Raw genomic sequence first — 26,313 nt, 5'->3', positions numbered from 1 at the left:
ACCCGGTCCGACAGGCTGCCGTGCGCCGCGCAGCCGGCGTCGCTGTCGCCGCTGTCGACGAACGGCCGTGGCGCAGGTCTCAGGAGCGCTGCTTCCTCGTCCAGATGACGTAGCCGGCGCAGAGGATCAGCATGAGGACGACGATGCTGGTCCATGCCCAGCGGGCGAAGGGCTCGTCGGCCACCATGGCGCGGATGCCCGCCAGGACGGCAAGCGCCAGCGGGCCCAAGCCGTACCACTCGGAGAAGGTCAGCTCCTTCATCGCCTGCCGCATGCGGCGAGTCTAGTCACCACCTGCTTCGATACCGGGCCTAGCCGACGACCTCGGCGTCGATCACGGCCCAGGAGTGCGGTCCGGTGGCCACGAGTGCCAACCGGTCGCCGGCGGTGAGCACGCCGTCGGCGGCCAGCAGGTCGGCGTTGACGAGCAGGTCCGCTGCGAACTCGTGGGCGTGCGCGGCCAGGCGACCGGGCAGCAGCTGGTCGAAGGAGTAGCCGGCCGCGCCGGTGAGGAACCGCTGGGCGGGCAGCCGGTAGTTGTTGAACAGGGCGTGGGTGAAGTCGCGCGGACCGCGACCGGTGGCCTCCCGGGCGGCCTTGACGGCCGACCGGCCGAGCAGCACGTTGCGGCGCTGCGCGGCGGGGCTGTTGTCGGTGAGGTCACCGCGCCAGTCGCTGCGCAGCGCCATGCCGTTGACGAGCAGGACGAGCCCGTCACCCGCCGGCCGGTGCCGGGTCACCAGGGCTGCGGCGGCACCGTCGCTGAGGACCGACAGCTCCGCGTCCATCATCCGGCCGCGACCGACGACACGGTCCGCGGTGACGACGAGGACGGTGTCGACGTCGGTCGTCGCGAACAGCCCCTGCACCGTGCCCAGCAGCAGGCCGAGGTTGGCGCACCCGTGACCGGCGACGGTCTGGGTCGCGGCGCCGGGTGCGTCCACGGCCCGGGCGAGGCGCACGTTGTTCCTGCGTACGCCGTCCCCGTCGGCGGTCTCCGTCGCGTAGACGATCGCGTCCGGCACCAGCCCGCCGGCGAGCGCACGCGCACCGACCTCGCCGGCCATCTCGATCGAGGACATTGTCGTCACTCCATACGACTCCAGCCCGTCGTCGAGCAACCGTGGATTGTCGGCACCCACCTCGTCCAGCTCCCGGACGAGGTGTTTCGTCCCGTGCAGATGGGCGATGGAGGAGAGGTAGAACGCCGCCACGGGAGGTCCTTCCGCCTTGCCGGAACGCTGGCCGACAGGGTACTACGACGGGGGTGCCGCACCGGCCACGTACGTTTTCCGAAATGGCCGGGGTCGATGTCGGAGTGCTTGTCGCCGCCGGACCCGCCCACCGCCGCGCTTGGCGCTTCCCACCCGCTGCCGTGCTTGCCGCACCGCTGCCGTGCTTGCCGCTCCGCCGTCGCGCTCTCCCCCGCCCGACGGCGGGCGGGGGAGAGTCGTGGTGGCGGTGCGGTCGGGCGGGGACCGTCCCCGCACCCGTAGGTGGGGTCAGGCGACCGTGCAGGCCGCGCCGTTGAGGGTGAACGAGGTGGGCTTGGCGGTGTTGCCGGTGTGGTTGGCCTGGAATCCGATGTCGACCGACCCGCCGGCCGGGATGGCGGCGTTGTAGCTGGCGTTACGGGCCGTCACCTGGCCGGACGAGGGGGAGTAGGAGGCGTTCCACCCGGAGGTGATGCTCTGCCCGCCGGGCAGCGTGAAGACCAGCGACCAGCCGTTGACGGCGCTGGAACCGGTGTTGGTGATGGTCAGGTTCTCGGTCAGGCCGCTGTTCCAGGCGTTGACGCTGGCGGTGACCCGGCAGGCCCCGGAGCTGGGCGGCGGGGTCGTCGTCGGCGGCGGGGTGGTCGGGGGCGGCGTGGTCGGCGGCGGCGTGGTAGGAGGCGGGGTGGTCGGCGGCGGGGTGGTCGGGGGCGGCGTGGTCGGGGGCGGGTTGGTCAGGCCGAAGAACCCGAGGGCGACGGCGGCCATCCCACCGGAGGGCAGGCTGTGCCCGGCACCCTGGACGCTGTACGCCTCGACGAGGACGTTGCCGCTGGCGTCGGCGTAGCGGCGGCGGTTCCAGTTGGCCTGGGGGGTGTCGGTGGAGGTGGGTGTCTGGCTGAGCCCGAACACGTTGGTCCACTGCTCGATGGTCTCCTGGAGCAGCGAGTACGGCACCAGGGTGTCGGCGGTGCCGTGCCACAGCTGCACCTTCGGCCGGGGACCGGAGTAGCCGGGGTACGCCTGCTGGCGGACCGCGTCACCCCACTGCTGCGGGGTGCGGTTCATGTTCCCGCCGGTGCACTGGCTGGCGCCGGGCGGGTAGTCGGCGGCGTTGGCGAAGCAGTTGTAGGGCACCCCCATGAAGGCGGCCCCGGCGGCGAACACGTCGGGGTAGAGCGCCAGCATGTGGTTGGTCATCATGCCGCCGGAGGAACTGCCGGTGGCGAACACCCGGCGGGGGTCGCCGCCGTACTGCCGCTGGGCATAGTTGATCATCGAGACGATCGACACCGGGTCACTGCCACCGCCCCGGCGCTTCGCGGCGTCCGACCAGGTGTCGAAGCAGTTGCCGAAGCCGGCCTGCTGGGTCGCGGACGGGTAGATCACGATGTAGCCGTACCGGTCGGCCAGCGAGGCGAACTCGCTGCTGGAGTAGAAACCGGGGCCGGTGCCGCCGCAACCGTGCATGGCGACCACGACCGCCGGGTTGGTCGGGCGGGTGTTCGGTACGTAGATGTGCATCCGCATCCGGCCGGGGTTGTCGCCGAAGTTGGTCACCTCGACCAACGACGCGGCGTACGCCGGTTGGAGCGTCGGTACCACCAGGGCGGCGGCCGTCAGTGTGGCCACCAGTGGCGCCGCCAGGGCGAGTAACAGTTTCCGTCTGATTCTCATGGGGCGTGACTCCCTCACAGGTTGAGATCGGCCGCGCGGCACGGGTGCGCCCGGATGCCCGTGTGGTCCGCGCCGGCCCTTGGCGTCCGGCATGCCCTGCCCCGGCCCGAGGTGGCATTGCATGGCACTTAGTGTTCTCTTCGGTCCGACAAGTGTCAATCGAATGGCCTCGATACACTGGTCGATCACCGACGTACGCCCGGTCCACCGTGGAACCACGCCCGGTAGGCGGGCCCGGGTACGCCGTCTACAGTCGGTGCCACCGTCGCCGAGCCGAGCCCGGAGCGTCCCCGTGCCACACCCGTTCGACATCGAGGAGATATTCCCCGACGACGGGGACCACCCGGTACGGCTGCCCCGGCGGCAGGCCGGCAACTCGCCCCAGGGCGTCGCGGTGACCCTGCTGGCCGACTACACCCTGCGTACCCGCGCCTGGTTGCCGTCCGCCGCCATCGTCGCGCTGCTGGCCGAGTCGCACGTCAGCCTCGCCGGCGCGCGGACCGTGATCAGCCGACTGGCCCGCCGGGGCGTCCTGGAGGGCAGCCGGCAGGGGCGGCGCAGCTCGTACCGGCTCAGCCGGTCCGCCGCCGTCAGCCTCTCCGTCGGCGGCAGCTGGGTGATGGCCGCCACCACCACGACCCAACCGTGGGACGAGTGCTGGACACTCGTCGCCTTCTCCCTGCCGCAGGAGCGCAGCGCGCAACGGCGGGCCCTGCGTGGCCGGCTGCGCTGGCTGGGCTACGCGCCGCTGTACGACGGGCTGTGGATCTCCCCGCACGAGTTGACCCCGAAGGCCAGGGCCCAGCTCACCCAGCTGCACCTCGGCGCGGTCACCGTCTTCCGGGGCCGGCGGGTCGACCTCGACGCGGTCGCCGGGCGCGACCCGCTCGACGCCTGGGACGTCGCGGCCGTCGCCGCCCAGTACGAGAGCTTCCTGCGGCGCTGGCGGCCCCTCCTGCCGCGGATCGCCGCCGGTCAGGTCGACGGCGCCGAGGCGGTGCGGGCCCGGACCGAGGTGATGGACACCTTCCGGCGTTTCCCCACCCTCGACCCGCAGCTACCGCTGCGGCTGCTGCCCGCCGGCTGGCTGCGCGGCCCCGCCCGGGAGACCTTCGCCGCCGTCTACGACGGGCTCGCCGACACCGCCGAGCGGCACGTCCGGGCAGTCGTCGCCCGGTTCGCCGACGGCACGTACGCCGACGTGCGGGCGCACAGCACCGCCGACCTGCTCGCCGGGGTGTGTGCCACCGAAGCCCGCAGCCCCGCCCCACCCACAGCCGACACCGACCTGGCGGAGTCGTCCCCGTCGCACTGACCCGGCCACTGCCGGCCCCTCGGCCCGCTCAGAGTTTCAGCCCCTCCACGGTGCCCAGGTCGTACCAGGTGAGGGAGAAGGGGCTGTCGCCGGACGGCACGACCGGGAACACGCCCCAGCTCTCCAGGACCGCACCGGGCCGCAGGGTGAAATCCGTGCCGGGCCGCTGCGACGCGCAGTACGTGTCGACCGGGAAGACCTGCCGCCCGTCGCCCAGCGTCAGATGCGACGACTGGAGATCCGCCGTCCGGGCCGGGCAGCTGAGCACCCAGCCGCCGGGGGACCGGGTCGCATAACGCAGCTGCACCCGCACCGTACCCGCCGTCACCTCCAGACCCGTGACGGTCGCCGTGTTCTGCCCGTCGTCGTAGAGGAGGCGACTCATCCGCCGGGGGCCGGACTCCGGCGACGCCGAAGCGGCCGTGCCGGGCGCGGCGGTCGACGGGGTGGGACTGCCGGACGGCGATTGCGTTGCCCCGGAGGTGGTTGCCCCGGCCGGTGCCGCCGCGTCCGGACCCGGCCCGGTCGGCTCCGGCTTGTTGAGCGTGATCCAGACCACGGCGGCGGCACCCAGCACCACGATGACGACGACGCCGACGATCAACCCGACCAGATGCTTGCGCAACATCGATGATCCTTACTGCCGGTGAGCAGGCTCCTTCCACGCTAGATCCCGGTGGCAAGATCCGCAGGGTGGCGGGGTCGTCGAGCTCACCGGCGGCGGGCCCGGTCCAGCACCTCCTCGGCGGTGAGCGGGCTGCGCGGATGGTGGCTGAGCGACAGCGGGGTACGGATCTTCACCGGCGCGGCACCCTCGGCGGCGAGGTAGAACTCACCGGTGCCGAGGCGGGAGATGTCGGCGACGTCGCCGCCCTTCGCCTTCGCCATCTCCCGGGCCGCCTCCAGCTGGATCGGGCTGTTCAGCCGGCCGTAGAGCTGGGTCGCCGCGTTGCCCGGGATGCGGTTGTGCAGCCCCTTGGGCGACTGGGTGGCGAAGATCAGACCCAGGCCGTACTTGCGGGCCTGGGCCGCCAGCGCCAGCGTGCTCTGGGTGCACGCGGTCATCGCGCCGGACGGGGCGAACGTCTGTGCCTCGTCCATCACCAGCAGCCCGAGCAGCGGCCGGTCGTTCGCCGGATGCTGCTTGATCCAGGCGAACAGCGCCATCTGCAACTGGTTGACGAAGCCCTGCCGGGCCTCGTCGGATTGCAGGCCGACGAGGCTGATGACGGAGATCCGCGCCCGCCGGCCCGGCTCGGGGGTCAACAGCAGCCCCGGGTCCATCGGGCTGCCCTCGCCGCCGAACAGCGGATCGTTGACCATCGCGGCCGCCAGCGACTGCGCGATCCCCACCCCGATCTTGTCCGCCCCGTCGATGTCCAGCAGCCCGTCCGGCAGGTCGGCGAGAGTGTCGATCAGGCCCTGCACCCGGCTGCCGCCGCGCCGGCCGTAGTGCTCGACGGCCTTACGCAGCACGGCGAGCCCCAGGTGGACCTTGTTGGTGCGACCGGTCAGCTGGGCACGGGGCGCCAGTGCGGCGACCGCCGCCTCGACGGCCTCGTGGAACTCGTCGGGGTCGTCGCGCACACCGCGGAAGTCCGGTAGCGGCTGGAAGCTCAGCGGACGTCCCGACGACCGGCGCGGCGTCCACACCAGTACGTCGGTCCCGGCGAGGTACGCATCGGCCTTCTCCGCGTCCCCGGCACGCCACTGCGGCGGTGGCTCCGGCCACCCGTCACCGAGCCGGGCCAGGTCGTTGTTGGGGTCGAGGACGATGGCGGAGACCCCGGCGAGAGCACACTCCTCCAGGATCCGCCGGATCAGCACCGTCTTGCCGGACCCGGAGCCGGCGAAGAGGGTGGTGTGCTTGCGGAGGGCTTCGAGGGAGAGCGGCACGGGTGCACCGGTGCGGTGGTCGTACCCCACGATGAGGTGCGGACCGGCCTGCCCACCGTCGGCCGGCGGCGGATCACCCCGCCCCGCCCCGGAGCGCCCGTCACCCGCCCCCACGTCACCCGTTCCCGCCGGTGCCGTCTCGGCCGGTGCCACGTCGGCCGCCGTCGTCTCGACCGGTCCGGCGGCGACCGGTCCGGCGGCGACCGGTCCGGCGGCGACCGGTCCGGCGGCGACCGGTTCGGCGGCGACCGGTTCGGTGCGGTCCGGTCGTACCGCCGCATCGGCTGCGTCGCCACCGGGAGGGTCGGGGAGCCAGTCGGCCACGGAGCCCAGGGCCTGTCGCAACACGGTGACGTTCCGGGTCGGTCGACGGGCGGTCAGCCAACCCCGCAGGTCGACGGGTGACTCGGCGAGCATGACCCGCAGGGCCCCCAGGATGCGGAGATCCTCGGGGTCCAACGGGAGGATCGTCCCGCCGGCCCGGGTGAAGGCCGCGATCGCCTGCCTGGTCTTGGCCCCGCTCGACCAGGCGCCGTTGCGGAGCAGGAAGAGCTTGCGGCGGGTCACCCGGGCGTCGAGCCCCGCCACCGTGCACGCCTTGCGGAGCCGGGTGAGCGCGGCGATCGCATGGTGCTCCTCGCTGATCGCCCGGAAACACCAGTGGACCTGGTCCTCGGTGGCCTCGTCGAGGGTGAGCCGGAGCCGGGCGTGCAGCGGCGGCTGGGCGCTCGGCGGCGGATCCACGCTGAACGATCCACCGCCCTCGCCGCGCTCCACCACCCAGGCGGTCAGGCCCGCCGCGAGCAGGGCGGGGACCGTGCTGTCCTCACTGTCACGGGCCAGCGGGCCGGACACGCCGACCTCGCTCTTGAGCTGGGCGAACCTGGTGTCGAAGCGCTCCAGGTCCCCCACGGGGGACAGGCGCGGGCGGTGGGGTCGCGGTTCCGCCGTGGCACCGAGCCGGGTCAGCTCCCGCACCTCACCGGCGGCGACGCAGGCCCGGACGTGCCGGTCGATGTCGATCAGCAACTGCCGGGGTGTCATCTGCGCGGCCTGCGCGAAGGCTTCGGGCCGCACCGGCCACGACGGATACGGGGGTACGAAGCCGCGCTCGGCGAACCGGGCGGCGAACCGCCGCTCGACGATCTGCCGGGCCAGGGTGGCGTCGTGGATGGTGGTGAGCCGGGGTGCCACCCGGAACCGGTCGCTCACCGTGTCCACCGTCCGGCTCGTGATGATCGTCCACGAGGTCGGCAGGCAGGCCACCAGGGTGAGCGTGCGGCGGGTGAGCTGGCGCAGTGACATCAGGCCGTCGGCGATCCGGGCGTGCACGGCGGCCTGCTCCGGGTCGTCCTGCCCGCCCGACCGGTGGCGCAGGACGTCACCGGCGGCCACGGACTGCGCGATCAGGGTGTCGATCTGGTCGACGGCGATCACGGACGGGCCGGTGAGGGCCAACAGCCAGGAGATCTCCTGGACGATCTGCTGCGCGTTGCGGGGTGCCCGTCGCATGCCCCAGGCGCCGCGCTCGCCCGGCTCCCCCTCCTCACCGGAGGTGAAGTAGTTCTCCGCGATGTCGCGGTGGGTGCCGTCCTCCGAGGCGCTCAGCGCGAGCGCCCGGGCCGTCTCCCGGCAGGCGCGCGCCACGTGCGGGGCGTACCCGACGAGCCCGTCGACGAACGCGTCCAGGGCCGGCCGGGTCAGTTCGGTGTCACCCATCACCGCCCGGCGGGCCGAGCGGGGCGCCCCGACCATCGAGGAGAGCCGGCGCAGTAGCAGCCGGAGCTGGCTCTCGGCGCCGGGCACCGGGCGGGACAGCCCGTCGAGCATGCAGGCGAGCACACTGTCCCAGAAGCCGTGCGCGTCGAGCAGCCCGACCAGGAAGAAGTAGCCGCCCTGCTGCTGCACCTGCTGGCGGATCCAGCCCAGCAGGTGGGTCTTGCCCGAGCCACGCTGACCCTGCAGCACCAACCCGATCGGGCTGCTGTCGGCGCTGTCCCGGGCGTCGGCCACCCCGGCGAGGACGTCGCGGGCCACGGCGGTGTGCAGACCCTCCACATGGAACGGCGAGGGCCGCCAGACGTCGTCGGGCACCGGCGCCCAGTCGAGCCTGAGCGCCGCCAGGGCCGCGTGCTCCGCCACGGTCATCCCACCCCGATCGCCAGCAGGTGCTTGTCCTGGCCGCCCAGCCGCAGGGCCGCCGCGACGTCCGCCGTGGTGAGCGCCTTCTGGTTGGATTCCGGGACGATGTCCACGTCCGGCTCGCGCTCCAGGTCCCGCAGCGCCTCGTCGAGGTCGGCGGGGTCGACGTCGCCGAAGAACGGCCGCAGTCGGGTCAGGCTGACCCAGGCCCCCGGCTCGGCGGCCAGCGCCGCGTACGCGTGCCGGACGCGCAGACCCAGGGTGCGCCGCAGGTCCGGTTCCGCCGTACCGGCCCGTACGTCGGTCAGCGCGAACAGCTCACCGAACGAGCGGTAGTCGCTGCGGACCATGACCCGGTCCCGCAGGTTGACCTGCAACGCCGTCAGCGCCCCGCCGAGGATGCGGCCCTGCGCCGACTGGAAGGGCAGATCCTCCTGCACCCGGACCCAACCCTTGTCGGCGAGCTGGTGCAGGAAGGTGTTGCCCTCCCGGCGGCTGTCGACGAATCCGAGGCGGTTGAGCTTGTCCCGGTAGGACTTGCGCACGTCGACGCCGTACCGGTTGCGCAACTCGGTGTTGGGCACCTCCCGGGCCTCCGCCATCAACACGAACAGGATCGCGGCCTCAGAGGGGGTGAGGTCGTCGCCGGCCATGGGATCTTCCTTCCGCCAGGTCACGTCGCCGGGCCCGGATCAGGGTGCCGATCTGGTGCACCACCGCCCCGACGTCGTGGTTGATTCGGGCATTGGTGAAGCGCAGGACGGCGTAACCGTCCAACTGCAACCGCACGTCGCGTTGCCGGTCCGCCTCGAACCGGTCCGGCCGGCAGTGCTCCGGGCCGTCGATCTCGACGACACACCGATCGTCGGGCCAGAGCAGGTCCAGGCAGACCGCGGGTGAGAGGGGGTGCGGCTGGTGGTACCGGTTCCAGATCCGGCCCGCCGACCAGCTCTCGCCGGCCAGCGCGGCCTCCAACAGCGCCTCGGTCGCGCTGCCGGGGTGGGGGCGTCCGACCACCGCCGGGGGTGTCGTCGGCACCGGTCCCGGCTGCCCGTCCGCCGCCTCCCGGGTCAGCACGACGGTGACCACCCGGTCCTCGTGCCGTAAGGGTGCTCCAGCCAACCACACGCCGACCCGGCCGTGGTGACACAGCCACTCCGCGCCCGCCACGACGGCCTGCTCGCCGGCCGGGTCGAGGCCGGCGGGCACCTCGATCAGCAGATTCGCCCGAGGGCGTCCGAACCCCTGCGCCACCACCCGGGTCAGCCCCGGACACCGGATCTCCGGGGGGAACGGGTCGACCGGTGGTCGTCGGCCGGACAACGCCACGGTGGCCAGGTGCGCCAGGAACGCGGCGGAGTGCGCGGAGCCCCGCGCCCGGGCGACCGCGGCGGCCCGGACGGCGGCCAGGCCGTACGGGTCGGCGCGGGGGAGGTCGGCGGCCTCGGGGAGCCACCCCGGTAGCAGCCCACCGCCACCCGTTCCAGCTCGTCGAGGACGGCGTGGACGAAGGAACCGGCGGTACGGGTCGGGCCGGGTTGCAGCACGACGGCGGCCGGGCCGACCGGTTCCCCGGTGACGGTTGCCGCGACGGTGCCGGTGGGCACCCCCGGAATCTGCACGACGCGATCCGTGGGCAACGCGGCGAGTTGACGGACGAGACTCATGGCCGGTCACCGGCGCGGACCGCGACGACCCTCTCCGGAGGGGGAGCGGATCGGGTGGAACTCAGCGGTCCTCATCCTCCCCGGGCGGCCATCGGACGAACCCGAACACACTACGAAGCGGTTCGCCGCCAGCGCCATAGCTGTCCCCGGTCAGTCGTGCTTCGGACACCCGACCGCGCGACGGAACCGGGCAGGAGCTAGCTCTTCCCCGGCTGCGCGTCGTGCCGCTCCGGTTGTTTGTCGGCGAGCGCCTGCGCCCGGCGGCTCAGCGACTCGACGTGGGCGGTCAGCTTCCCGACGGCTGCCTCGTCGGTGTCGTCCAGGGTCGCCAACCGGTCGAGCAGAGCGGCATGGTCGGCGGTCAACTGCCGGTAGCGCCGGGCGAAGCCGCTGTCGTCGCCCTGACGCCCGTACAACAGGGCGTACGTCGGGTCGAGGTCGATGATCTGCTGGGCGAGCCCGGCGGTGGCGGCGCTGAGCGCGCTGCGGCTGTCGGTGAGCCCGTCGCGGCGGACCCGCCGGGCCGCCGCGAGCCGCCCGGCCCGCCGGCCGCCGAGGTAGAGCAGCGACGCTCCGGCGACGACCCCGCTCACCGCCGCGGCGGCGAGCAGGAACCGGGGCAGCGACGGGCTGATCGTGCGGGCCCCGTCGGGTACGGTGCCGGCCTTGACCAGCCGGTCGTAGTTGACGGCGATGACCTTCACCGCCTCCAGCGGGCGGTCGGCGAAGGTGTCGATGCCCCGGCCGATGATCATTTCTGCGGCGGCGGCCTTGCCCAGGTTCTTCTTGTCGTATCCGGGCACCAGGGCGCAGCCGTAGGTGTCGTAGTCGTCGCCGTCGCGGCTGAGCACCAGCACGACGGTCCCGTCGGCGGCCCGGTGCACCTGCTTGCAGGTGTCGCGCAGGTCGGCCCCGGGGGAGCGCAGGATGACCACCAGCCGGCGGTTGCCGATGATCCGTTCCGCTGCGGCCCGGTCCACGTCGAGCCCCGGGTCGGCATAGAACGACATGGTGCGCACCTGCCGGGCGACCGGCCCGTCCAGCGCCCCGCCGCTCCACACCGCCCAGCCGGCCAGCGCCAGGCAGGCCAGCACGGCCAGGCCGAACGGGGTACCGAGCAGACCGATGACACGCTGCGGCCGGGAAGGGCCGGCACTGGTCCGCCGGGACGGATCGGCGCGCTGCGGCCGGGAGGGGCCGGCACCGGTCCGCCGGGAGTCGGAACGGGTCATGACAGCCGGCCTCGCAGGTAGTTGTCCGGGCGGTAGCTGGCGATGCCGACCTGGCGGGCGGTGTCGTCCAACTCGGCCGCCGCCTCGTCGAGCAGCGTACGGACGTGCCGGGCGGGCAGCTTCTCCTCCCACGCCGACCGGGCGGCCTGGAGCGCGACGATGCCCCGGGTCAGCGCCGGGTTGCTGCGGGCGTCGGTCAGCAGGGACACCTCGACGGCCAGCGCGGTCAACCCGGCCAGCCGGACCGGGGCGGTGTCCCGTCGGCGGCCCAGCCCTCGGTCGGGGCGGCGCAGCGACCGGGCCGACAGGATCAGGAACGCCGCCACGCAGCCCGCGAAGAGCCACGGCAGCGCCGGCAGCGCCACCCGCAGCGGATCGGCCGGCCGGTAGGGCAACGGCCGCTCGAACAGGCCCGCGTAGCGCAGGTCGGTGACCCGGTTGAGGTAGACGCCCAGCACGTTGCGCTGCGGATAGTCGGAGCGGCTGAGCACGCTGGCGAACTGGCCGTAGAAGCTCGCCCCGGCCAGCTCCGCGAAGTCCGCGGCGCCGGGCCCGTGGTATTCGATCCAGAGCCCGTACATCACCACGATCGGCTGGTCGGGGAACTGGGCGCTCAGGGCGGGGCCGTACCGGGGCAGGGGTTTGCCGTAGCGCTGCACGGGCAGCGCGACGTACCAGGCGCCGTCGGGAAAGGCGTTGCGGGCGGCGGTCTCGGGCACGTCGGTGAGGGTCGCGCCGGGCGCGACGTGCCTACCGGTCGCCCGCAGGTCGGTCAGGACGGCGGTCAGCTCCGGCCCGCTCGGCTCGCGCCAGCGCAGCTCGTCCCGGTCGGCCGGGGTGGACTCCTTGCGCAGCGCGGTGATCAGGGCGATCAGCAGGTCGGTCACGTCCCCGGTGGCGAACTGCGCCCGCCAGGCGGGCAGCGTGTCGGAGCTGGCCTGGTAGAAACCGCCGCTGACCTCGGTGCCGATCACCCGGATCGTGGCGTTCTCCACGTCCCGGACCCGCTCGCGTTCATCTTTGTCGAGGCCGGGTGGGGCGACCAGGATCCGGGTGTCGCCGGCCACCTCCCGGACCCGCTGCTCGTTCCAGTACGCCACCGCCCCCGGTAGGCGTACCACCGGCGCGGCGGCGACCAGCGCGGTCATCTCGTCCACCGACGGCACGGTGGCCCGGTCGGCGGTGCCGGCGCTGTCCGTGGCGACCCCGGCCGTCGACGCCGGTGACCGGCCGTAGCTGACGTCGATGCCCTGCTGCCGCTGGGCGAGCAGGAAGACCACCAGCACGAGCACGGCGACCCCGAGCAGCGCCCAGCGCAACGGCTCGGCCAGGCGGCGGTATCCGCGGGCGCTCATCGCTGTCCCCGCCACAACCGGTCGGCCTGCCGGGCGTGTTCGGCCGCCGCCCGCGCCGCGTCCACCCCGCCGCGGGCACCAGCGAGCGACTCGGCGCGGGTCAGCAACCGTTCCGCCTCGGGCACCCGGTCCGGCGCGGCGTCCCGGCTGACGGCCGCGCTGTCGATCGCCGCCCGCGCGGCCGACCAGGCGGTCCGCCGCTGCTCGGAGCGGGCCCGACGGTGGGGCAGCAGGGTGGTCACCACGCCCGCGGCCACCAGCAGCACCGCGCCGGCCAGCCAGAACAGGTAGGGGTGTGCCATGGGCTCCAACCGTTCGCCGGGGTCCGGGGGACGGCCCCCGGGGGTGGTCCGACCGAGTCTCGCTGATCGGGTCAACCCGCGCCACACGCGCCCCGACCAGGGCGGTTGTCGCTGCGAAGGGTGGTGTGACGGTGATCGTGAGTACGGGTGCTCATCCGGTGACCCACCCGGCGGACGATGATCGGGGCGTGCAGATGACGCGTACCCGTACCCTCCTCGGCGGTGTGCTCCTCGCGGCCGCGACGATCGGCACCTGGGCGGCCTGGCTGGGGTGGGAGAGCGGCTACTCGACGGACCCGCGTACCGGCGCGACCAGCGGGCCGTACGCGGTCTGGCAGGTGGTCGGCGCGGTACTCACCCTGGTCGTGGTCGCCGCCGTCGCCGGGTGGCTGCTCAGCCCGGTGCTGGTCGCGCCGGTGATGACGGTGGCGTTCACGGCCTGCTGGTCGGGGCACGCGGCGGCCACCGACGACTCGGGGCTCTGGGTGGTGGGGGCGGTGCTGGTGCTGCTCGGCACCGGCGTCGGCAGCACCCTGGTCAGCCTCGGCAGCCGGCTCGTCCGCCGCCGCGCCCGCTGACCGTCGCCCGGGTACCTGTACCCGGCTCCCCGCCTGGCGGTGGTGCCGGTGCGGCGGGCATCCGCCGCGCGGTGGCGGTCTGGTCGGTGAGTTCGTCGGTGATCCGGATGAGGGTGCGGGTCAGGTCGGCTGCGGTCGGGGTGCTCTGCGGGTCGACAAGTGACTGGGCGGCCAGGCCACCGAGCAGGGTCTGGTAAAAGGCGCCGAGGGCCAGCGCCTCGGCCTCGTCGGCCTCGGGGTCGAGCTGGTGGAAGATCGCGGCCAGTCCGAGCCGGGCGCGGTGGTTGGCGGCGCGGAGCGCCTCCCGCAGTTCGGGGGAGCGGTCGAGCTGGGAGATCAGCTCGAACTGGACGGCCCAGAGGGGGCGCAGCCGGTCGAACGACTCGATCACCCGGGTCCAGGCCGCCTCGAACCGTTGCCGTGGGGTGGCGTCCGGGCCGGCGTCGACCGTGAACGCCCGTTCCAGCTCCTGGCCCCACTCCTCCATCGCCTCGAAGAGCGCCTGGTCCAGCAGGGCCCGGGTGGTGCGGAAGTGGTAGCCGATGGCGGCCAGGCTGGTGCCGGCCGCGGCGGCCACGTCCCGTGCGGTGGTGCCGGCGTAGCCCTTCTCCATCAGGCAGCGTTTCGCGCCGGCGAGCAGGTCCTCCCGATTGCCCATGGGCACAGCGTAGCGGGTCCCTCGCACAAAGGTCTTGCACAATCGTCTGACACGTTCGTACTATCGTCGGCATGACGAATGTCCTGATCTCCGGCGGCGGCGTCGCCGGCCTCACCCTCGCCTGGTGGCTGCGCCGGCACGGCTTCCGGCCGACCCTCGTCGAGCGGGCCCCGGCCCTGCGCGCGGGCGGCTACAAGGTCGACATCCGGGGCGTGGCGCTGCAGGTGGTCGACCGGATGGGGCTGGGCGACCAGGTCCGGCGGCACGACACCGGCATGCTCCGGACCCGGTTCGTCGACTCCCGGGGCGACACCCTCGCCGCCATGGACGCCAGCCTCTTCGGTGGGCGGGAAGGCGACGACGTCGAGATCATGCGCGGCGAACTGGTCGACCTCCTGGCCGGTGCCACCACCGACGTCCCCCTCCTGCTCGGCGACTCGATCACCACCCTCACCCCCACCGCCGACGCGGTACGGGTGGGCTTCGCCAGCGGCCACCGGCAGACGTTCGACCTGGTGATCGGGGCGGATGGGCTGCACTCGCAGGTGCGCCGGCTGGCCTTCGGCAACGACCCGGACCCGGTACGCCCGCTCGGCCACCACATCGCCGTGTGCACCGTGCCGGCCGAGTTCGGCCTCGACCGCACCGAGCTGATGCACGTCACCCCGGGCCGCAGCGTCGGTGTCTACCGCACCGCGGGCGCTCCCGACGCCCGCGCACTGTTCCTCTTCCGGTCCCCGGCCGAGGTCCCCGCCCCCGGCGACACCGCCGGGCGTCGTGCGCTGCTGGCCCGGGAGTTCGCCGGTCTCGGCTGGCAGGTGCCCCGGCTGCTCGCCGCAGCCGCCGACGCCGACGACCTCTACCTCGACGCCATCAGCCAGGTACGGATGGACCACTGGTCCACCGGGCGGATCGCGCTGGTCGGGGACGCCGCGTACGGGCCGTCACCCGCCTCCGGCCAGGGCACCAGCCTCGGCCTGGTCGGGGCGTACGTGCTGGCGGCGGCGTTGGCCCGGGCCGGCGGGGACCCGACCGTCGGATTCGCCGACCACGAACGGCAACTGCGTCCCTTCGTCCGGGCCAATCAGGAGCTGGCCGAACGCAACCTGCGCGGGATGGTGCTCGGTTCCACCGCCCAGATCCGCGTCCAGCTGACGATGCTGCGGCTGCTGCCCCGGCTGCCCGGCCGGGAGCGGATGATCCGCCGGGTGACCGAGCCGATCCGCCGGGCGGCGACCGCGATCACCCTGCCCGACGTGGGCCCGCCCGGCGGAGCCTGAGCGGCCGGCCGCCCGGCTCCCTATGCTCGGGGAATGGAACTGCGGATCTTCACCGAGCCCCAGCAGGGCGCCACCTACGACCAACTGCTCACGGTGGCCCGCGCCGCCGAGGACGCCGGCTACGGCGCGTTCTTCCGTTCCGACCACTACGTGGCGATGGGGTCGTCCACCGGCGAGCCCGGCCCCACCGACGCCTGGACCACCCTGGCCGGGCTGGCCCGGGACACCTCCCGGATCCGGCTCGGCACGCTGGTCACGGCGGCCACCTTCCGGCTGCCCGGCCCCCTGGCGATCACCGTCGCCCAGGTCGACCAGATGAGCGGCGGCCGGGTCGAGCTGGGCATCGGCGCCGGCTGGTTCGCCGAGGAGCACACCGCCTACGGCATCCCGTTCCCGTCGGTGGGGGAGCGCTTCGACCGGCTGGAGGAGCAGCTCGCCGTCATCACCGGGCTGTGGGCGACCCCGGCCGGTGAGCGGTTCGACCACGCCGGGAAGCACTACCCGGTCGCCAACTCCCCGGCGCTGCCCAAGCCGGTGCAGCAGCCCCGCCCGCCGATCCTGCTCGGCGGCAAGGGCCCCAAGCGCACCCCGCGCCTGGCCGCCCGGTACGCCGACGAGTTCAACCTGCCCTTCGTCTCGGTCGACGAGACGGTGGCCCAGTTCGGCCGGGTCCGCGCGGCCTGCGCCGAGGCCGGTCGCGACCCGGGCACCCTGCGCTGGTCCAACGCGCTGGTGCTCTGCTGCGGCCGGGACGACGCCGAGGTGGCCCGTCGGGCCGCCGTCATCGGTCGGGAACCGGCCGAGCTGCGGCAGAACGGGGTCGCCGGCACCCCCGCCGAGGTGGTCGACACGATCGGCCGCTACGCCGAGGCCGGCAGCGAGCGGATCTACCTCCAGGTGCTCGACCTGGCCGACCTGGACCAGTTGGAACTGGTCGCCGCCGAGGTGATGCCCCAGCTCTGACCCGGCCCACCGCAGGCAGGCGGGAGTCCGGGGCCGGAGGCCGGGACCGGCGGGTGGTCAGCGGTGGCGGCGGCCACCCGGCTCGCGTACCACGGTGTCCAACCGGCCGTCCCGGTCGCTGTCCAGGTAGGTGATGTCCGCGATGCCGTCCCCGTCCAGGTCGAACTGGACCACGTCGGCGATCCCGTCCCCGTCCAGGTCCGTCACCACCTGCGTCGACCCGTCCAGGTGGTGGGTGACGATCGAGTGCGCCCCGGTCCCCGCAACCGGGGGCGTCGACGGGGGCTGCGGCGCGGGCGTCGGCACACCGTGCTGCGGGTACGCCGACGGCGGGGCGCTCGCCGGCTCCAGGCCGACCCCGGTCGGGTCGATCTCCTCCTCGGACGGGTAGACGTCGCCGTGCAGGATCGGGTCGCGGTAGCTGCTCATCGCGCCATGGTTCCCCGTGGACGCCGTCGACAACCGTGCCGGATGATGCACCGGGACCGCGCTCATCGACGGGGAGACGACGTGGAGCTGCACCGGGAACGGGGCCGGCAGGTGCTGGCGGCGGTGTGCGTACTGGCCGGGACGGTGCTGCTGGCCACCGGCGGCGGGCCGCTGCGGACGACCACCGCCCTCGGGGGCGTCGCGCTGGGCGGGGTGGGGCTGGCCAACAGCCTGCGACCGTTCCGGTTCGTCATCGACGCCGACGGCCTGACCGTACGCCGACAGGGCCTGCGCCGGCAGCTCCGCTGGGCCGAGCTGGCCCTGGTCGTGCTGGACCGCCCGGCATCCGGCACCGGCGGGGTGCGGCTGCTCGGCGTACCCGTCGAGGGTGTGGGGTTGCCGCCCGACGCCCGGGTCGACGGCCGGCCGGCGACCGAACTGCTCGACCTGGGTCAGCTGCGGGAGAACCCCGACGAGATCGCGGCGGCCCTGGCCCGGTACGCCGGCGACCGGTTCCGCGACGACCGCGACGTCGCGGTCCGTTCCGGTGCCGAGTTCAGCGTCGGACTGCGCGGGTACAGTTCCGACGTGGTCGACACACTGGTGGGACACGCCCGGGCGGCACTGGACTCGGACGACCCGGCGCGGTGCCGGGCGGTCCGCGACGAGGTGGCCGCCGCCAGGGCGCAGGGCCTGCCGGTCGCCCTGCGCGGCTACGACGTCAGGCAGGTCGACGAGGCGTTGGACGATCTGCACGCGGCGCTGACCGAGGGCGGCGACGCGTGAGCGGGGTGCCCCGGCACAACTGGGCCGGCAACGTCCACTACGCCGCCCGCGCCTTCCACCGGCCGACCACCCTCGACGAGCTGCGTCGGCTGGTCGCCGGCAGTGACCGGGTGCGGGCGGTCGGCAGCGGCCACTCGTTCAACCGGATCGGCGACACCACCGGCGACCTGGTCTCGCTGGCCGGGTTGCCGCCCACCGTCGAGGTCGACCGGGAACGCGGCACCGTGACCGTGGCCGCCGGGCTGCGTTACGGGGACGTGGCGACCCGGCTGCACGAGCAGGGGCTGGCCCTGGCCAACCTCGCCTCGCTGCCGCACATCTCGGTGGCCGGTGCGGTCGCCACCGGCACCCACGGTTCCGGCGACGGCAACCGCAACCTGGCCGCCGCCGTGGCCGGCCTCGAACTGGTCACCGCCGACGGGGAGGTGCTCACCGTCGACCGGTCCGCCGGCGACCGGTTCGCCGGCATGGTGGTGTCGCTCGGCGCGCTGGGTGTGGTCACCCGGGTCACCCTGGACGTGCTGCCCACCTTCACCGTCCGCCAGTACGTCCGTGAGGGCCTGCCCGTCGGTGCCCTGGACGCGGCGCTCGCCTCGGCGTACAGCGTCAGCGGGTTCACCACCTGGCGGTCGACGGACATCGACCAGGTCTGGCGCAAGCAGCTCGCCGACGCCCCGCCGCCGGAGCCGGACTGGCTCGGCACCACCCCGGCCGACCGGCCGGCGCACCCGGTGCCCGGCATGGATCCGGTCAGCTGCACCCCGCAGTTCGGCGAGCCCGGCCCGTGGCACGAGCGGCTGCCGCACTTCCGGCTCGGTTTCATGCCGAGCAGCGGCGACGAGATCCAGTCCGAATACCACCTGCCCCGGTCGGCGGGGGCGGAGGCGCTTGCCGCCCTGCACGAGATGCGGCACCGGATCGCCCCCGTGTTGCAGATCTGTGAGCTGCGCACCGTCGCCGCCGACGAGCTGTGGCTCAGCCCCAACCAGGGGCGCGACACGCTGGCCGTGCACTTCACCTGGGTCGACGACGCGGCGGCGGTGCAGCCGGTGCTGGCCGAGATCGAGGCCCGGCTGGCCCCGTTCGACCCCCGGCCGCACTGGGGCAAGGTCTTCACCCTCGACCCGGCCGTGGTCGCCGCCGCCTTCCCCCGGTACGCCGACTTCGCCGCCCTGCTCACCGAGCTGGACCCGGCCGGGGTGTTCCGCACCCCGCTGCTGGACCGCTACTTCCCGCGCGACTGACGGGGTCGGCTGTCGGGGCCGACGCCCCGGTGCTGCGGGTGGCGGGTCTGTCCGGGGTGTGGGAGTGTCCCGCACCCACCCCCGTCGCGGCACGGGACACTCCTACACCCCGGACAGCGCGCCACCTGTCGACGGGTGGCTCAGACGACAGCCGTGTAGAACCCCGCCGCGAGCACCGTCCCTGAGACCGCGCCGGCGACCACCTGGGCGACGGTGTGCGCACCGAGATGCACCCGGGACCAACCGATCAGCGCCACGACGAGCACCCCGACCGCCAGCGCCGGCCCGACCAGCAGGACCAGGACGGTGCACGCACCGGCGGAGACGGCCGTGTGGGCGCTCATCTTCCACACCTGGTTGACGGCGGTGGTGCCGGCCAGCACGGCCAGCATCACGGCGATCACGGCGATCAGCGGCCGGGGAGCGCCCAGGGCCACGAACAGGGCCAGACCCACGGCGACCGATGCGATACCCACGAGCAGCACTCCTCTGCGCTGCTCCCGGCGGCTGAGGTGATGGTCGGTGACCCGGCCGGTGCGCTTGGCGTAGAGGATCGCCCCGAACGGCACGACGGCGGTGAACAGCGCCGCGAGCGCTCCCCAACCGAGGCCGGCGGGGACGGTCCGGGCGGCGAGCACCGCCACGACGACGGGCATGGCAGCCGCCCACACGGCGGGCTGGAGTACCTCGGTGATGGCCTGGGCGATCCGCGTCGAGGTGCGGGTGCCGCCGGTGGTGGCGTGTTCGGTCACGTGCTGCCCTATCTCATTCTGACGTGGTGGACGGTGCGGGAGATCCGTTGGCGGGGGCGGCGCGGGCGTGGGCCTGCCCGGCGCGGACGCTCACCACGACCGGGGATCGTGCCAGGGCCTGCGACACCCGGCCCAGCCAGACCACCTCGCTGGTGAGATCTGTCCCCCCGGCCTCGACCCGGCCGGTATCGACCGGATCGTCCCCGGCGGCCTTGGCGTCGAGGGCGACCGCGACGACCGTGGCCTCCACGGTCGCCATCAGGTCACTTCCGGTCATGCCGGCCCGTTGGCCGAGTTGCAGCGCGCGGTCCCGCACTGCGCCGTCGAACCACGGGGTGAGCTGGAGGTAGCCGTCGCGGATCTCCAGGACCCGGCGGGACAGGCTGCGCCCGTCACCCAGCCAACTGGTCGTCCAGGCAAGCCCGCGTCCCCACCAGTGCGTCGGGTGGGGCTGCCGTCGGGGGATGGCCGGGTGGGCCTGGACGATCGCCCGCCAGAGCAGCTCCATCCGCTCGCACTGGTGTGCGTCGTGGGCCCGACGCAGGGCGGCCGAGGCCGCTGCGGTGGTGCCGGGCACAGCGGAGCCGGCAGCGATGAGCCCGATGCCGGTCAGTTGACTGGTCATGGTGACGTACGTCCAGGCGGTGCCGACGTCGATGCCGAACTGCCCGGCGACGGCCACCGCCACGATCGTGACCGAGTAGCCGAGGCTGATCAGCCCACCGGCGGCGAACATGCGCAGACCGACGCGGGTGACCGGTCGGGTGGTGACGCGGGTGGCGTAGCGCAGCGACAGGCGGGCCAGGTCGATCAGGGCGTAGGTGAGGATCCCGCCGAACAGCGTCATGTAGATCATGACAGGCGGCCGTCGATGGTAGGTCGCGAACCAGTCGCCCGGCGCGGCGGGTGTCCGGGCGATCAGGAACAACGCCGCGAGGACGACGGTCGCCGAGCCGGCGAGGAGCAGCCGCCGCCGGACGGCCCGTCGGGTGGATTCGGGGCTACGCGTCCAGTACACGAGCATGCACGACACCGCGATGGCCGCCCACACCGTGAGGACGTGGGCGATGAGCCGGCTGACGTGGGGAACCCCGACCAGGCCGTCGACAGCGTCGTTTATGCCGGGGGCGACGGTGGCGAGGGCGAGGGCGAGGCAGAAGAGACTGCCGCCCATCCAGGCGCGTGCGGGGCCGTGCTCACGACCACCGAGCAGGGTGAAGGCGGTGTACCCGGCGGCGCACAGCGCCACGGAGGCCACGAGGATGGTGAAGATCATCGGTGGGGGTGCCCGTTCCGAAGGTGTCGATGACGCGGAGTACGTCGTCCGGTTCCAGGGGTGGCGGTGCCGGGGGTGATGCCGCGCGCCGGAGGATCGTCTCGGCGAACTCGTCGGCCTCGAACTCGTGCCGTTGGTCGTAGGGGCGGTGGCTGACCCGTCCGTCGAGCTCGGCGAGGTCCCGCGAGGGGTGCCCGAGCCACATGTGTGCGACCTCGTGCAACACGATCGCGGTCTGCTTGAACGGACCGCTGCGGGCCGGATAGGCGATGTAGTCGGCCCGTGGCGTGGCGACCCACAGGCCGTGCAGGACGCCGCCGTGCATCTCGACGGCCAGGAGATGGACGGGGCGGTCCCGCTGCCTGGCGATCTGCCCGACGAGGGCGGTGAGGTCCCAGGGGGTGGGCAGGGTCAGCCCGGCGATCAGTCGCGCTGCTCGGTGGTCCATCGTTCCCCGTCGACGCCGTCGGCTTCCCCGGTCACCACGTGACCGCCGAGCTGATCCTCGATCCGTTGAATGTGGGCCAGCACGGCAATGACGGTGGCCTTTACCTGGGCGAGGTCCTCGCCGACGGTGTTCATCGCCACGTGCTGCACCTCGAGATCGGCCATCCGGCGACCCAGGTCGCTCTGCGGTGTGCTGGTGGCGGGCAGGAAGAAGTAGTTCGGTTCGACCTCGAAGAACGACGCGAGCGCATTTATGGTCTCCCAGGTCGGCCCGCGACTGCGGTTGCCGCCCTGCTTGGGATTGCGCAGATTGTGCAGCTGGGCGCGGGACAGCCCGCAGCGGGCCCCCACCTCGGAGTTTTCCCAGCGCAGGCCACCTGGCCGGCGCGCGACCTCGAACAGGTGGTTGAGTCGCGCAGCGAACAACTCATCAGGATGTTCCTCGAACACACGGCAGATCATTCCAACTGTCCGGCCGCGCGTCAAATGTATTGGACGCATTGACGGAAATCCGTCCAGTCGAGTTGACGGACCCGTTCGTCGTCCGGCCGGCTCGCCCGGCACCCGACCGCAGCGGGCAACAGAAGTCGGGCCCACGTCCCCCCGGCTGCCTAGCGTGGATCACGTAAGCGGAAGGAGAATCCCATGCTGGACCGGCTGAACGAGGCCCTGGCACACGTGGAGCGGCACCTCGACGCACCGATCGAGGTGGCGGACCTGGCGCGGATCACGCTCACCTCGGAGTACCACTTCCGGCGGATGTTCTCGGCGCTGGCCGGGATGCCCCTGTCGGAGTACGTCCGCAGGCGGCGGCTCACCGTCGCGGCGGCCGAGGTGCTGGCGGGAGAGCGGACGTTGCTCGACGTCGCAATCCGCCACGGGTACGGCTCGACCGAGGCGTTCACCCGGGCGTTCCGCGCGATGCACGGCATCGGGCCGGGTGAGGCGCGGCGCACGGGGGCCGCGTTGCACTCCCAGCAGCGGTTGTCCTTCCGGCTCGTCGTCGAAGGGAGTGGCAACATGCGGTATCGGGTGGTGGAGAAGCCGGCGTTCCGGCTGGTGGGGCAGCGGGCCCGGGTGCCCCTGGTGCACGAGGGGATGAATCCGGCGATCGTGGCGTTCGTCAAGGGCATCCCGGCGGAGACGACGGCCCGGATCGAGGCCCTGTCCGACCAGGAGCCGGCGGGCATCGTCAACGTCAGCGACCTGCTCGGCGAGGACCGGTCCGAGGGCGTCGAGCTGGACTACTGGTACGGCGCGGTGACCGGCGCGGACGTGCCGGACGACCTGGACGCGCTCGACGTACCGGCGGGGACGTGGGCGGTCTTCGAGAGCTCCGGGGAGTTCCCGGCCGCCGTGCAGTACCTGTGGCGGGACGTGTTCACCCAGTGGTTCCCGTCGAATCCGTACCGGAGCCGGCCGGGGCCGGAGATCTCCAGCGTCCGCATCTCGGCCGGCGGCACCCACGCCGACGCCGAGCTGTGGATCCCGGTGGAGCGCACCGCCGGCTAACGATGGGGGCGCAGGCTGCTGCGTTGGACGGCGCGGCTGATGTCGCTGGGGGAGACGATGCCGACGAGCTGGTCGCCGGTCACCACCAGGGCACGGCCGTCGGAGCACTCGTTGAGCCGGGGGAGCAGGTCGTTGAGCTGCTCCTCCGGCCGGGCCAGCACCAGGTCGTCGGCCCGGCAGGCGACCTCGGCCAGGGTGGTGGCGGCCCGCCGGTCGGCCGGGATGCCGCGTACCCGGTCCAGGGTGACCAGGCCGACGGGCCGGCCGTTCTCGGTCAGCGGCAGTGCGGTGTGCCGGTAGGCGAACAGGTAGTGGTCGACGAAGTCGGCGACGGTCAGCTCCGCCGAGGCGGTCTGTGGCTGCGGGGTCATCACCTCACCGACCCGGACGCCGGTCAGTGCGCTGCCCAGCCGGGCCTGGCGTTCCTCCATCCCGGCCGCGCCGATCAGGAACCAGCCGATCAGCGCCAACCAGAGCCCGCCCACCCCGTAGCCGGCCAGGAACTGCCAGATGCCCAGGCCGATCAGCAGCACGCCGAGCACCCAGCCGGCGCGGGCGGCCACCACCGACGCCCGGGCCCGGTCACCGGTGGCCTTCCAGACGGCGGCGCGCAGCAGCCGGCCCCCGTCGAGCGGGGCGGCCGGCAGGATGTTGAACACCGCCAGCAGCACGTTGATCCCGGCCAGCCAGGACACCGAGCCGAGCAGCAGCCCCTCCTGCCCGGCCAGCGCCAGCAGCACCGCGATCGCCCCGAAGAAGACCCCGAGAAGCAGGCTGACCAGCGGGCCGACCCCGGAGATGCGTAGCTCCGCGCCCGGGTCGGAGGGCTCGCCGCGCAGCTCGGCGACGCCGCCGAACAGCCACAGCGTGATCCCCTCCACCTGGAGGCCGTTGCGTTTCGCCACCACCGCGTGCGACACCTCGTGGGCCAGGAGGCCGACGAAGAAGACCACCGCCGCCGCGAGCCCGGCCAGCAGGTACGCCCAGCCGGGCCGGTCGGGGTACGCGCGGGGGAACTGGTTGGCCGACAGCAGCCACGCGATCAGCACGAAGATGACCAGGACGCTCCAGTTGACCCCGACGGGTACCCCCGCGATCCGGCCAAGCCGGAAGCTCGCCCTCATGCCCCCGTCATACCCGGCGACGCCGCGCCCATGCCAGGGCGGAAGGTCCCGGGACGACCGTTTCGTCGGCGGGACCGCTCAGTCCGCCGTGCCGGCCGGGTCACCCAGGGGGCTGGCCGGTGCTGGCGGTGATCATGTCGTGGTCGCACGGTGGATATCGGTCCGGTGCGGGTTGACCGGTCGGGAATAGTGGCAGGGGTGACGCTGATCGATGAGGGTGACGACCCGTACCGCTGGCTGGAGGAGCTGGACGGGGCGGACGCCGCCGGCTGGGTCCGCGAGCGCAACGCGGCGACCGTCGCGGCGCTGACCGATGACGACACGTTCGCCGAAGTGCAGGCGGAGATCCGGCAGGTGCTCGACGCCGACGACCGCATCCCGTACCCCGGCTGGCGTGGCGACGGGTTCTACTACGGCTTCTGGCGGGACGCGGCGCACCCCCGGGGGCTGTGGCGGCGCACCACACTGGCGCAGTACCGGCGGCCCGAGCCGGCCTGGGACGTCCTGCTCGACCTCGACGCGCTGGCCGCCGCCGAGGACGAGAACTGGGTCTGGGGCGGGGTGACGGTGCTCAAACCCGGCCACCGACGCTGCCTGGTCAGCCTGTCCCGGGGCGGCAAGGACGCGGTGGTGGTCCGCGAGTACGACCTGGACACCCGCGCCTTCGTCGCCGACGGGTTCACCCTCGACGAGGCCAAGAGCGACGTCACCTGGATCGACACCGACCGGATCTACGTCGGCACCGACCTCGGCCCCGGCTCGCTGACCACCTCCGGCTACCCGAGGGTGATCCGCCGGTGGCGGCGGGGCACCCCGCTGGCCGAGGCCGAGATCGTGTACGAGGGACAGGTCGACGACGTCTCCGCGTACGCCTCGCACGACCCGACGCCCGGATTCGAGCGTGACTTCGTCGGTCGCAGCCTGGACTTCTACCGGACCCGGAGCTTCCTGCTGACCCCCGACGGCGGGCAGGTTCCGGTCCCGGTGCCCGACGACGCCCGGTGGGACGTGCACCGGCAGTGGCTGCTGGTCCGGCCGCGCTCGCCGTGGGAGGTCGCCGGGGTCACCTACCCCGCCGGGGCGCTGCTGGTGGCCCGGTTCGACGACTTCCTCGCCGGGGATCGCGACCTCACCGTGCTGTTCGAACCCGACGAGCGGACGGCGCTGAGCTACCACGTCTGGACCCGGCACCACCTGATCCTGGCCACCCTGGTCGACGTACGCCGGCGGCTGGAGGTGCTGACCCCCGACGGCCCGCCGGCCCGCGATGTCCCGCCTGGTCCCGACGGCCGGCAGGGTCCCGGCGGGCCGGGGTCGTGCGGCGGTCCGGGGTCCGGCGACGGTCAGGGGGCGGCGGCCGGTGGGGTCCGGTGGCGGCGGGAGCCGCTGGCCGGGGTGTCGGCCGACGACGACACCTGGATCGTGGACACCGACCCCGACGTCGGCGACGACTACCTGATCGCCTCGACCGGCCACCTGCGGCCGGCGACGCTGCGGCTGGGGCGGATCGGCGGCCCGGTCGAGACCCTCAAGCAGGAGCCGGCGTTCTTCGACGCCAGCGGCCTGGCCGTGCGCCAGTTCTTCGCCACCTCCGCCGACGGGACCCGGGTGCCCTACTCCGTGGTCGGCGACCCGACGGCGTCCGCCGGGCCCACCCTGCTCACCGGGTACGGCGGGTTCGAGATCTCGCTGACGCCCCACTACGACGGGGTCGTCGGCCGGGCCTGGCTGGCCCGGGGCGGCAGCTACGTGGTGGCGAACATCCGGGGCGGCGGGGAGTACGGCCCGCAGTGGCACCGGGCGGCGCTGCGCGGGAACCGCCCCCGGGCGTACGAGGACTTCGCCGCCGTCGCCGCCGACCTGGTGGCGCGGGGGATCACCACCCCGGAGAAGCTCGGCATCGAGGGCGGCAGCAACGGCGGCCTGTTGATGGGGGCGATGCTGACCCGCTACCCGACGCTGGTCGGCGCGGTGGTGGCGAACGTGCCGCTGCTGGACATGCGCCGCTACCACCTGCTGCTCGCCGGGGCCTCCTGGATGGCCGAGTACGGCGATCCGGACGATCCGGCCGACTGGGCCTACCTGCGGGACTATTCGCCGTACCACAACGTGCGGCCCGGGGTGACGTACCCGCCGGTCCTGTTCGTCACCTCGACCCGCGACGACCGGGTGCACCCGGGGCACGCCCGGAAGATGGCGGCCCTGCTGCGCGAGCACGGTCACGACGTGGCGTACTACGAGAACGTCGAGGGTGGGCACGGCGCGGCGAGCAACAACGAGCAGCGGGCGTTCCTGTCGGCGTTGACGTGGCGCTTTCTGTGGCAACGGCTGGGTGGCCGGTGACGGCTGTGTTGACGGGGCGATCCCTCACTTTGCGGGAATAGAGACCATCGACATCGGCGGGCACGGGACTTCCGCGATTGAGATGAATTAGTTTCCTCGACATTATTCACGTTTGTCGGCG

26 protein-coding genes are annotated in these 26,313 nt (G+C 73.3%); 8 read left to right on the top strand and 18 right to left on the bottom strand.

What is annotated here, in order from left to right:
* Positions 1 to 79: 79 nt before the first annotated feature.
* The 3 genes from ACQP2H_RS23475 to ACQP2H_RS23465 all read right to left on the bottom strand — a co-directional run bounded on the left by ACQP2H_RS23475 (position 80) and on the right by ACQP2H_RS23465 (position 2,891).
* Positions 80 to 274 (bottom strand): hypothetical protein, encoded by a 195-nt coding sequence (locus ACQP2H_RS23475; RefSeq protein ID WP_219464196.1) that lies wholly within the window; start codon positions 272 to 274, stop codon positions 80 to 82.
* A gap of 37 nt (positions 275 to 311) precedes the next feature.
* Positions 312 to 1,214: a hypothetical protein gene (locus ACQP2H_RS23470; RefSeq protein ID WP_208568860.1), complete on the bottom strand. Its 903-nt coding sequence runs from the start codon at positions 1,212 to 1,214 to the stop codon at positions 312 to 314.
* Between the two features lie 288 nt (positions 1,215 to 1,502).
* Entirely contained in the window at positions 1,503 to 2,891 is a 1,389-nt protein-coding gene (locus ACQP2H_RS23465) for an extracellular catalytic domain type 1 short-chain-length polyhydroxyalkanoate depolymerase (RefSeq protein WP_219464194.1), read from the bottom strand.
* A 292-nt stretch (positions 2,892 to 3,183) separates the two neighbouring features.
* Here ACQP2H_RS23465 and ACQP2H_RS23460 point away from each other — a divergent pair, with 292 nt between their 5' ends.
* Positions 3,184 to 4,206: a PaaX family transcriptional regulator gene (locus tag ACQP2H_RS23460; RefSeq protein ID WP_357535593.1), complete on the top strand. Its 1,023-nt coding sequence runs from the start codon at positions 3,184 to 3,186 to the stop codon at positions 4,204 to 4,206.
* Positions 4,207 to 4,234: 28 nt separating this feature from the next.
* Here ACQP2H_RS23460 and ACQP2H_RS23455 read toward each other — a convergent pair whose 3' ends face one another.
* From ACQP2H_RS23455 to ACQP2H_RS23420, 8 genes are all read right to left on the bottom strand, one after another.
* Positions 4,235 to 4,834, bottom strand: a complete 600-nt coding sequence (locus tag ACQP2H_RS23455) for a hypothetical protein (RefSeq protein WP_219464189.1) — start codon at positions 4,832 to 4,834, stop codon at positions 4,235 to 4,237.
* Between the two features lie 83 nt (positions 4,835 to 4,917).
* Complete coding sequence (locus ACQP2H_RS23450) at positions 4,918 to 8,250, bottom strand: helicase HerA domain-containing protein (RefSeq protein WP_433228886.1); 3,333 nt, start codon at positions 8,248 to 8,250, stop codon at positions 4,918 to 4,920.
* Positions 8,247 to 8,897 carry a hypothetical protein gene (locus ACQP2H_RS23445; protein WP_219464185.1) on the bottom strand — a complete coding sequence of 217 codons (651 nt, stop codon included), beginning with the start codon at positions 8,895 to 8,897 and terminating at the stop codon, positions 8,247 to 8,249. The genes ACQP2H_RS23450 and ACQP2H_RS23445 overlap by 4 nt, the downstream gene beginning before the upstream one ends.
* The gene (locus tag ACQP2H_RS23440; protein WP_433228884.1) at positions 8,869 to 9,501 is read right to left on the bottom strand and encodes an endonuclease domain-containing protein; all 633 of its coding nucleotides are present in this window, start codon (positions 9,499 to 9,501) and stop codon (positions 8,869 to 8,871) included. Before ACQP2H_RS23440 ends, ACQP2H_RS23445 begins: the two co-directional genes overlap by 29 nt.
* Before the next feature lie 5 nt (positions 9,502 to 9,506).
* On the bottom strand, positions 9,507 to 9,911 hold the full coding sequence (locus ACQP2H_RS23435) for a hypothetical protein (RefSeq protein WP_433228882.1): 405 nt from the start codon (positions 9,909 to 9,911) through the stop codon (positions 9,507 to 9,509).
* A gap of 197 nt (positions 9,912 to 10,108) precedes the next feature.
* Positions 10,109 to 11,143, bottom strand: coding sequence for a hypothetical protein (locus tag ACQP2H_RS23430; protein ID WP_433228881.1), 1,035 nt, complete (start codon positions 11,141 to 11,143; stop codon positions 10,109 to 10,111).
* Positions 11,140 to 12,498: a hypothetical protein gene (locus ACQP2H_RS23425; protein ID WP_219464182.1), complete on the bottom strand. Its 1,359-nt coding sequence runs from the start codon at positions 12,496 to 12,498 to the stop codon at positions 11,140 to 11,142. Before ACQP2H_RS23425 ends, ACQP2H_RS23430 begins: the two co-directional genes overlap by 4 nt.
* Positions 12,495 to 12,800: a DUF6403 family protein gene (locus tag ACQP2H_RS23420; RefSeq protein WP_219464181.1), complete on the bottom strand. Its 306-nt coding sequence runs from the start codon at positions 12,798 to 12,800 to the stop codon at positions 12,495 to 12,497. Before ACQP2H_RS23420 ends, ACQP2H_RS23425 begins: the two co-directional genes overlap by 4 nt.
* A 194-nt stretch (positions 12,801 to 12,994) precedes the next feature.
* Between ACQP2H_RS23420 and ACQP2H_RS23415 the strand changes: the two genes are divergently transcribed.
* On the top strand, positions 12,995 to 13,378 hold the full coding sequence (locus tag ACQP2H_RS23415) for a hypothetical protein (RefSeq protein ID WP_219470276.1): 384 nt from the start codon (positions 12,995 to 12,997) through the stop codon (positions 13,376 to 13,378).
* On the opposite strand, the gene ACQP2H_RS23410 is transcribed toward ACQP2H_RS23415, so the two are convergent.
* Positions 13,338 to 14,036 carry a TetR family transcriptional regulator gene (locus ACQP2H_RS23410; protein ID WP_433228878.1) on the bottom strand — a complete coding sequence of 233 codons (699 nt, stop codon included), beginning with the start codon at positions 14,034 to 14,036 and terminating at the stop codon, positions 13,338 to 13,340. The genes ACQP2H_RS23415 and ACQP2H_RS23410 overlap by 41 nt on opposite strands.
* Positions 14,037 to 14,107: 71 nt before the next feature.
* Here ACQP2H_RS23410 and ACQP2H_RS23405 point away from each other — a divergent pair, with 71 nt between their 5' ends.
* Positions 14,108 to 15,316 (top strand): FAD-dependent monooxygenase, encoded by a 1,209-nt coding sequence (locus ACQP2H_RS23405; protein ID WP_363822664.1) that lies wholly within the window; start codon positions 14,108 to 14,110, stop codon positions 15,314 to 15,316.
* 33 nt (positions 15,317 to 15,349) lie between these two features.
* Positions 15,350 to 16,279, top strand: a complete 930-nt coding sequence (locus ACQP2H_RS23400) for an LLM class F420-dependent oxidoreductase (protein ID WP_219464177.1) — start codon at positions 15,350 to 15,352, stop codon at positions 16,277 to 16,279.
* Between the two features lie 57 nt (positions 16,280 to 16,336).
* Here the strand turns inward: ACQP2H_RS23400 and ACQP2H_RS23395 are convergent, their stop codons facing one another.
* Positions 16,337 to 16,708, bottom strand: a complete 372-nt coding sequence (locus ACQP2H_RS23395) for a hypothetical protein (protein ID WP_219464175.1) — start codon at positions 16,706 to 16,708, stop codon at positions 16,337 to 16,339.
* A gap of 81 nt (positions 16,709 to 16,789) precedes the next feature.
* On the opposite strand from ACQP2H_RS23395, the gene ACQP2H_RS23390 reads away from it, so the two are divergent.
* Together ACQP2H_RS23390 and ACQP2H_RS23385 are read left to right on the top strand one after the other, a co-directional pair.
* A complete protein-coding gene (locus ACQP2H_RS23390) occupies positions 16,790 to 17,494 on the top strand; it encodes a hypothetical protein (RefSeq protein ID WP_219464173.1) in 705 nt (234 codons plus the stop codon).
* A 5-nt stretch (positions 17,495 to 17,499) separates the two neighbouring features.
* Positions 17,500 to 18,738, top strand: a complete 1,239-nt coding sequence (locus ACQP2H_RS23385) for an FAD-binding protein (protein ID WP_219470274.1) — start codon at positions 17,500 to 17,502, stop codon at positions 18,736 to 18,738.
* Between the two features lie 140 nt (positions 18,739 to 18,878).
* On the opposite strand, the gene ACQP2H_RS23380 is transcribed toward ACQP2H_RS23385, so the two are convergent.
* From ACQP2H_RS23380 to ACQP2H_RS23365, 4 genes are read right to left on the bottom strand one after another with little or no spacing between them, the layout of a single operon-like run.
* Positions 18,879 to 19,490: a hypothetical protein gene (locus ACQP2H_RS23380; RefSeq protein ID WP_308290878.1), complete on the bottom strand. Its 612-nt coding sequence runs from the start codon at positions 19,488 to 19,490 to the stop codon at positions 18,879 to 18,881.
* Positions 19,491 to 19,503: 13 nt separating this feature from the next.
* The gene (locus ACQP2H_RS23375) at positions 19,504 to 20,766 is read right to left on the bottom strand and encodes an MAB_1171c family putative transporter (protein WP_219464172.1); all 1,263 of its coding nucleotides are present in this window, start codon (positions 20,764 to 20,766) and stop codon (positions 19,504 to 19,506) included.
* Positions 20,687 to 21,214, bottom strand: coding sequence for an ImmA/IrrE family metallo-endopeptidase (locus ACQP2H_RS23370; RefSeq protein WP_219464171.1), 528 nt, complete (start codon positions 21,212 to 21,214; stop codon positions 20,687 to 20,689). The genes ACQP2H_RS23375 and ACQP2H_RS23370 overlap by 80 nt, the downstream gene beginning before the upstream one ends.
* The gene (locus ACQP2H_RS23365; RefSeq protein ID WP_219464170.1) at positions 21,190 to 21,663 is read right to left on the bottom strand and encodes a helix-turn-helix domain-containing protein; all 474 of its coding nucleotides are present in this window, start codon (positions 21,661 to 21,663) and stop codon (positions 21,190 to 21,192) included. The genes ACQP2H_RS23370 and ACQP2H_RS23365 overlap by 25 nt, the downstream gene beginning before the upstream one ends.
* Before the next feature lie 195 nt (positions 21,664 to 21,858).
* Here ACQP2H_RS23365 and ACQP2H_RS23360 point away from each other — a divergent pair, with 195 nt between their 5' ends.
* Positions 21,859 to 22,725, top strand: coding sequence for an AraC family transcriptional regulator (locus ACQP2H_RS23360; protein WP_208568877.1), 867 nt, complete (start codon positions 21,859 to 21,861; stop codon positions 22,723 to 22,725).
* Here the strand turns inward: ACQP2H_RS23360 and ACQP2H_RS23355 are convergent.
* On the bottom strand, positions 22,722 to 23,849 hold the full coding sequence (locus ACQP2H_RS23355) for a site-2 protease family protein (RefSeq protein WP_357535571.1): 1,128 nt from the start codon (positions 23,847 to 23,849) through the stop codon (positions 22,722 to 22,724). The genes ACQP2H_RS23360 and ACQP2H_RS23355 overlap by 4 nt on opposite strands.
* Before the next feature lie 198 nt (positions 23,850 to 24,047).
* Here ACQP2H_RS23355 and ACQP2H_RS23350 point away from each other — a divergent pair, with 198 nt between their 5' ends.
* A complete protein-coding gene (locus tag ACQP2H_RS23350) occupies positions 24,048 to 26,192 on the top strand; it encodes a prolyl oligopeptidase family serine peptidase (RefSeq protein WP_433228874.1) in 2,145 nt (714 codons plus the stop codon).
* The last annotated feature ends 121 nt before the right edge of the window (positions 26,193 to 26,313 follow it).

Source organism: Micromonospora sp. CA-248260 (assembly GCF_050942205.1).
GTDB lineage: Bacteria > Actinomycetota > Actinomycetes > Mycobacteriales > Micromonosporaceae > Micromonospora > Micromonospora antibiotica.
Note: the sequence above shows the minus strand (reverse complement) of the source record. Positions and strands in the feature narration are given on the sequence as shown.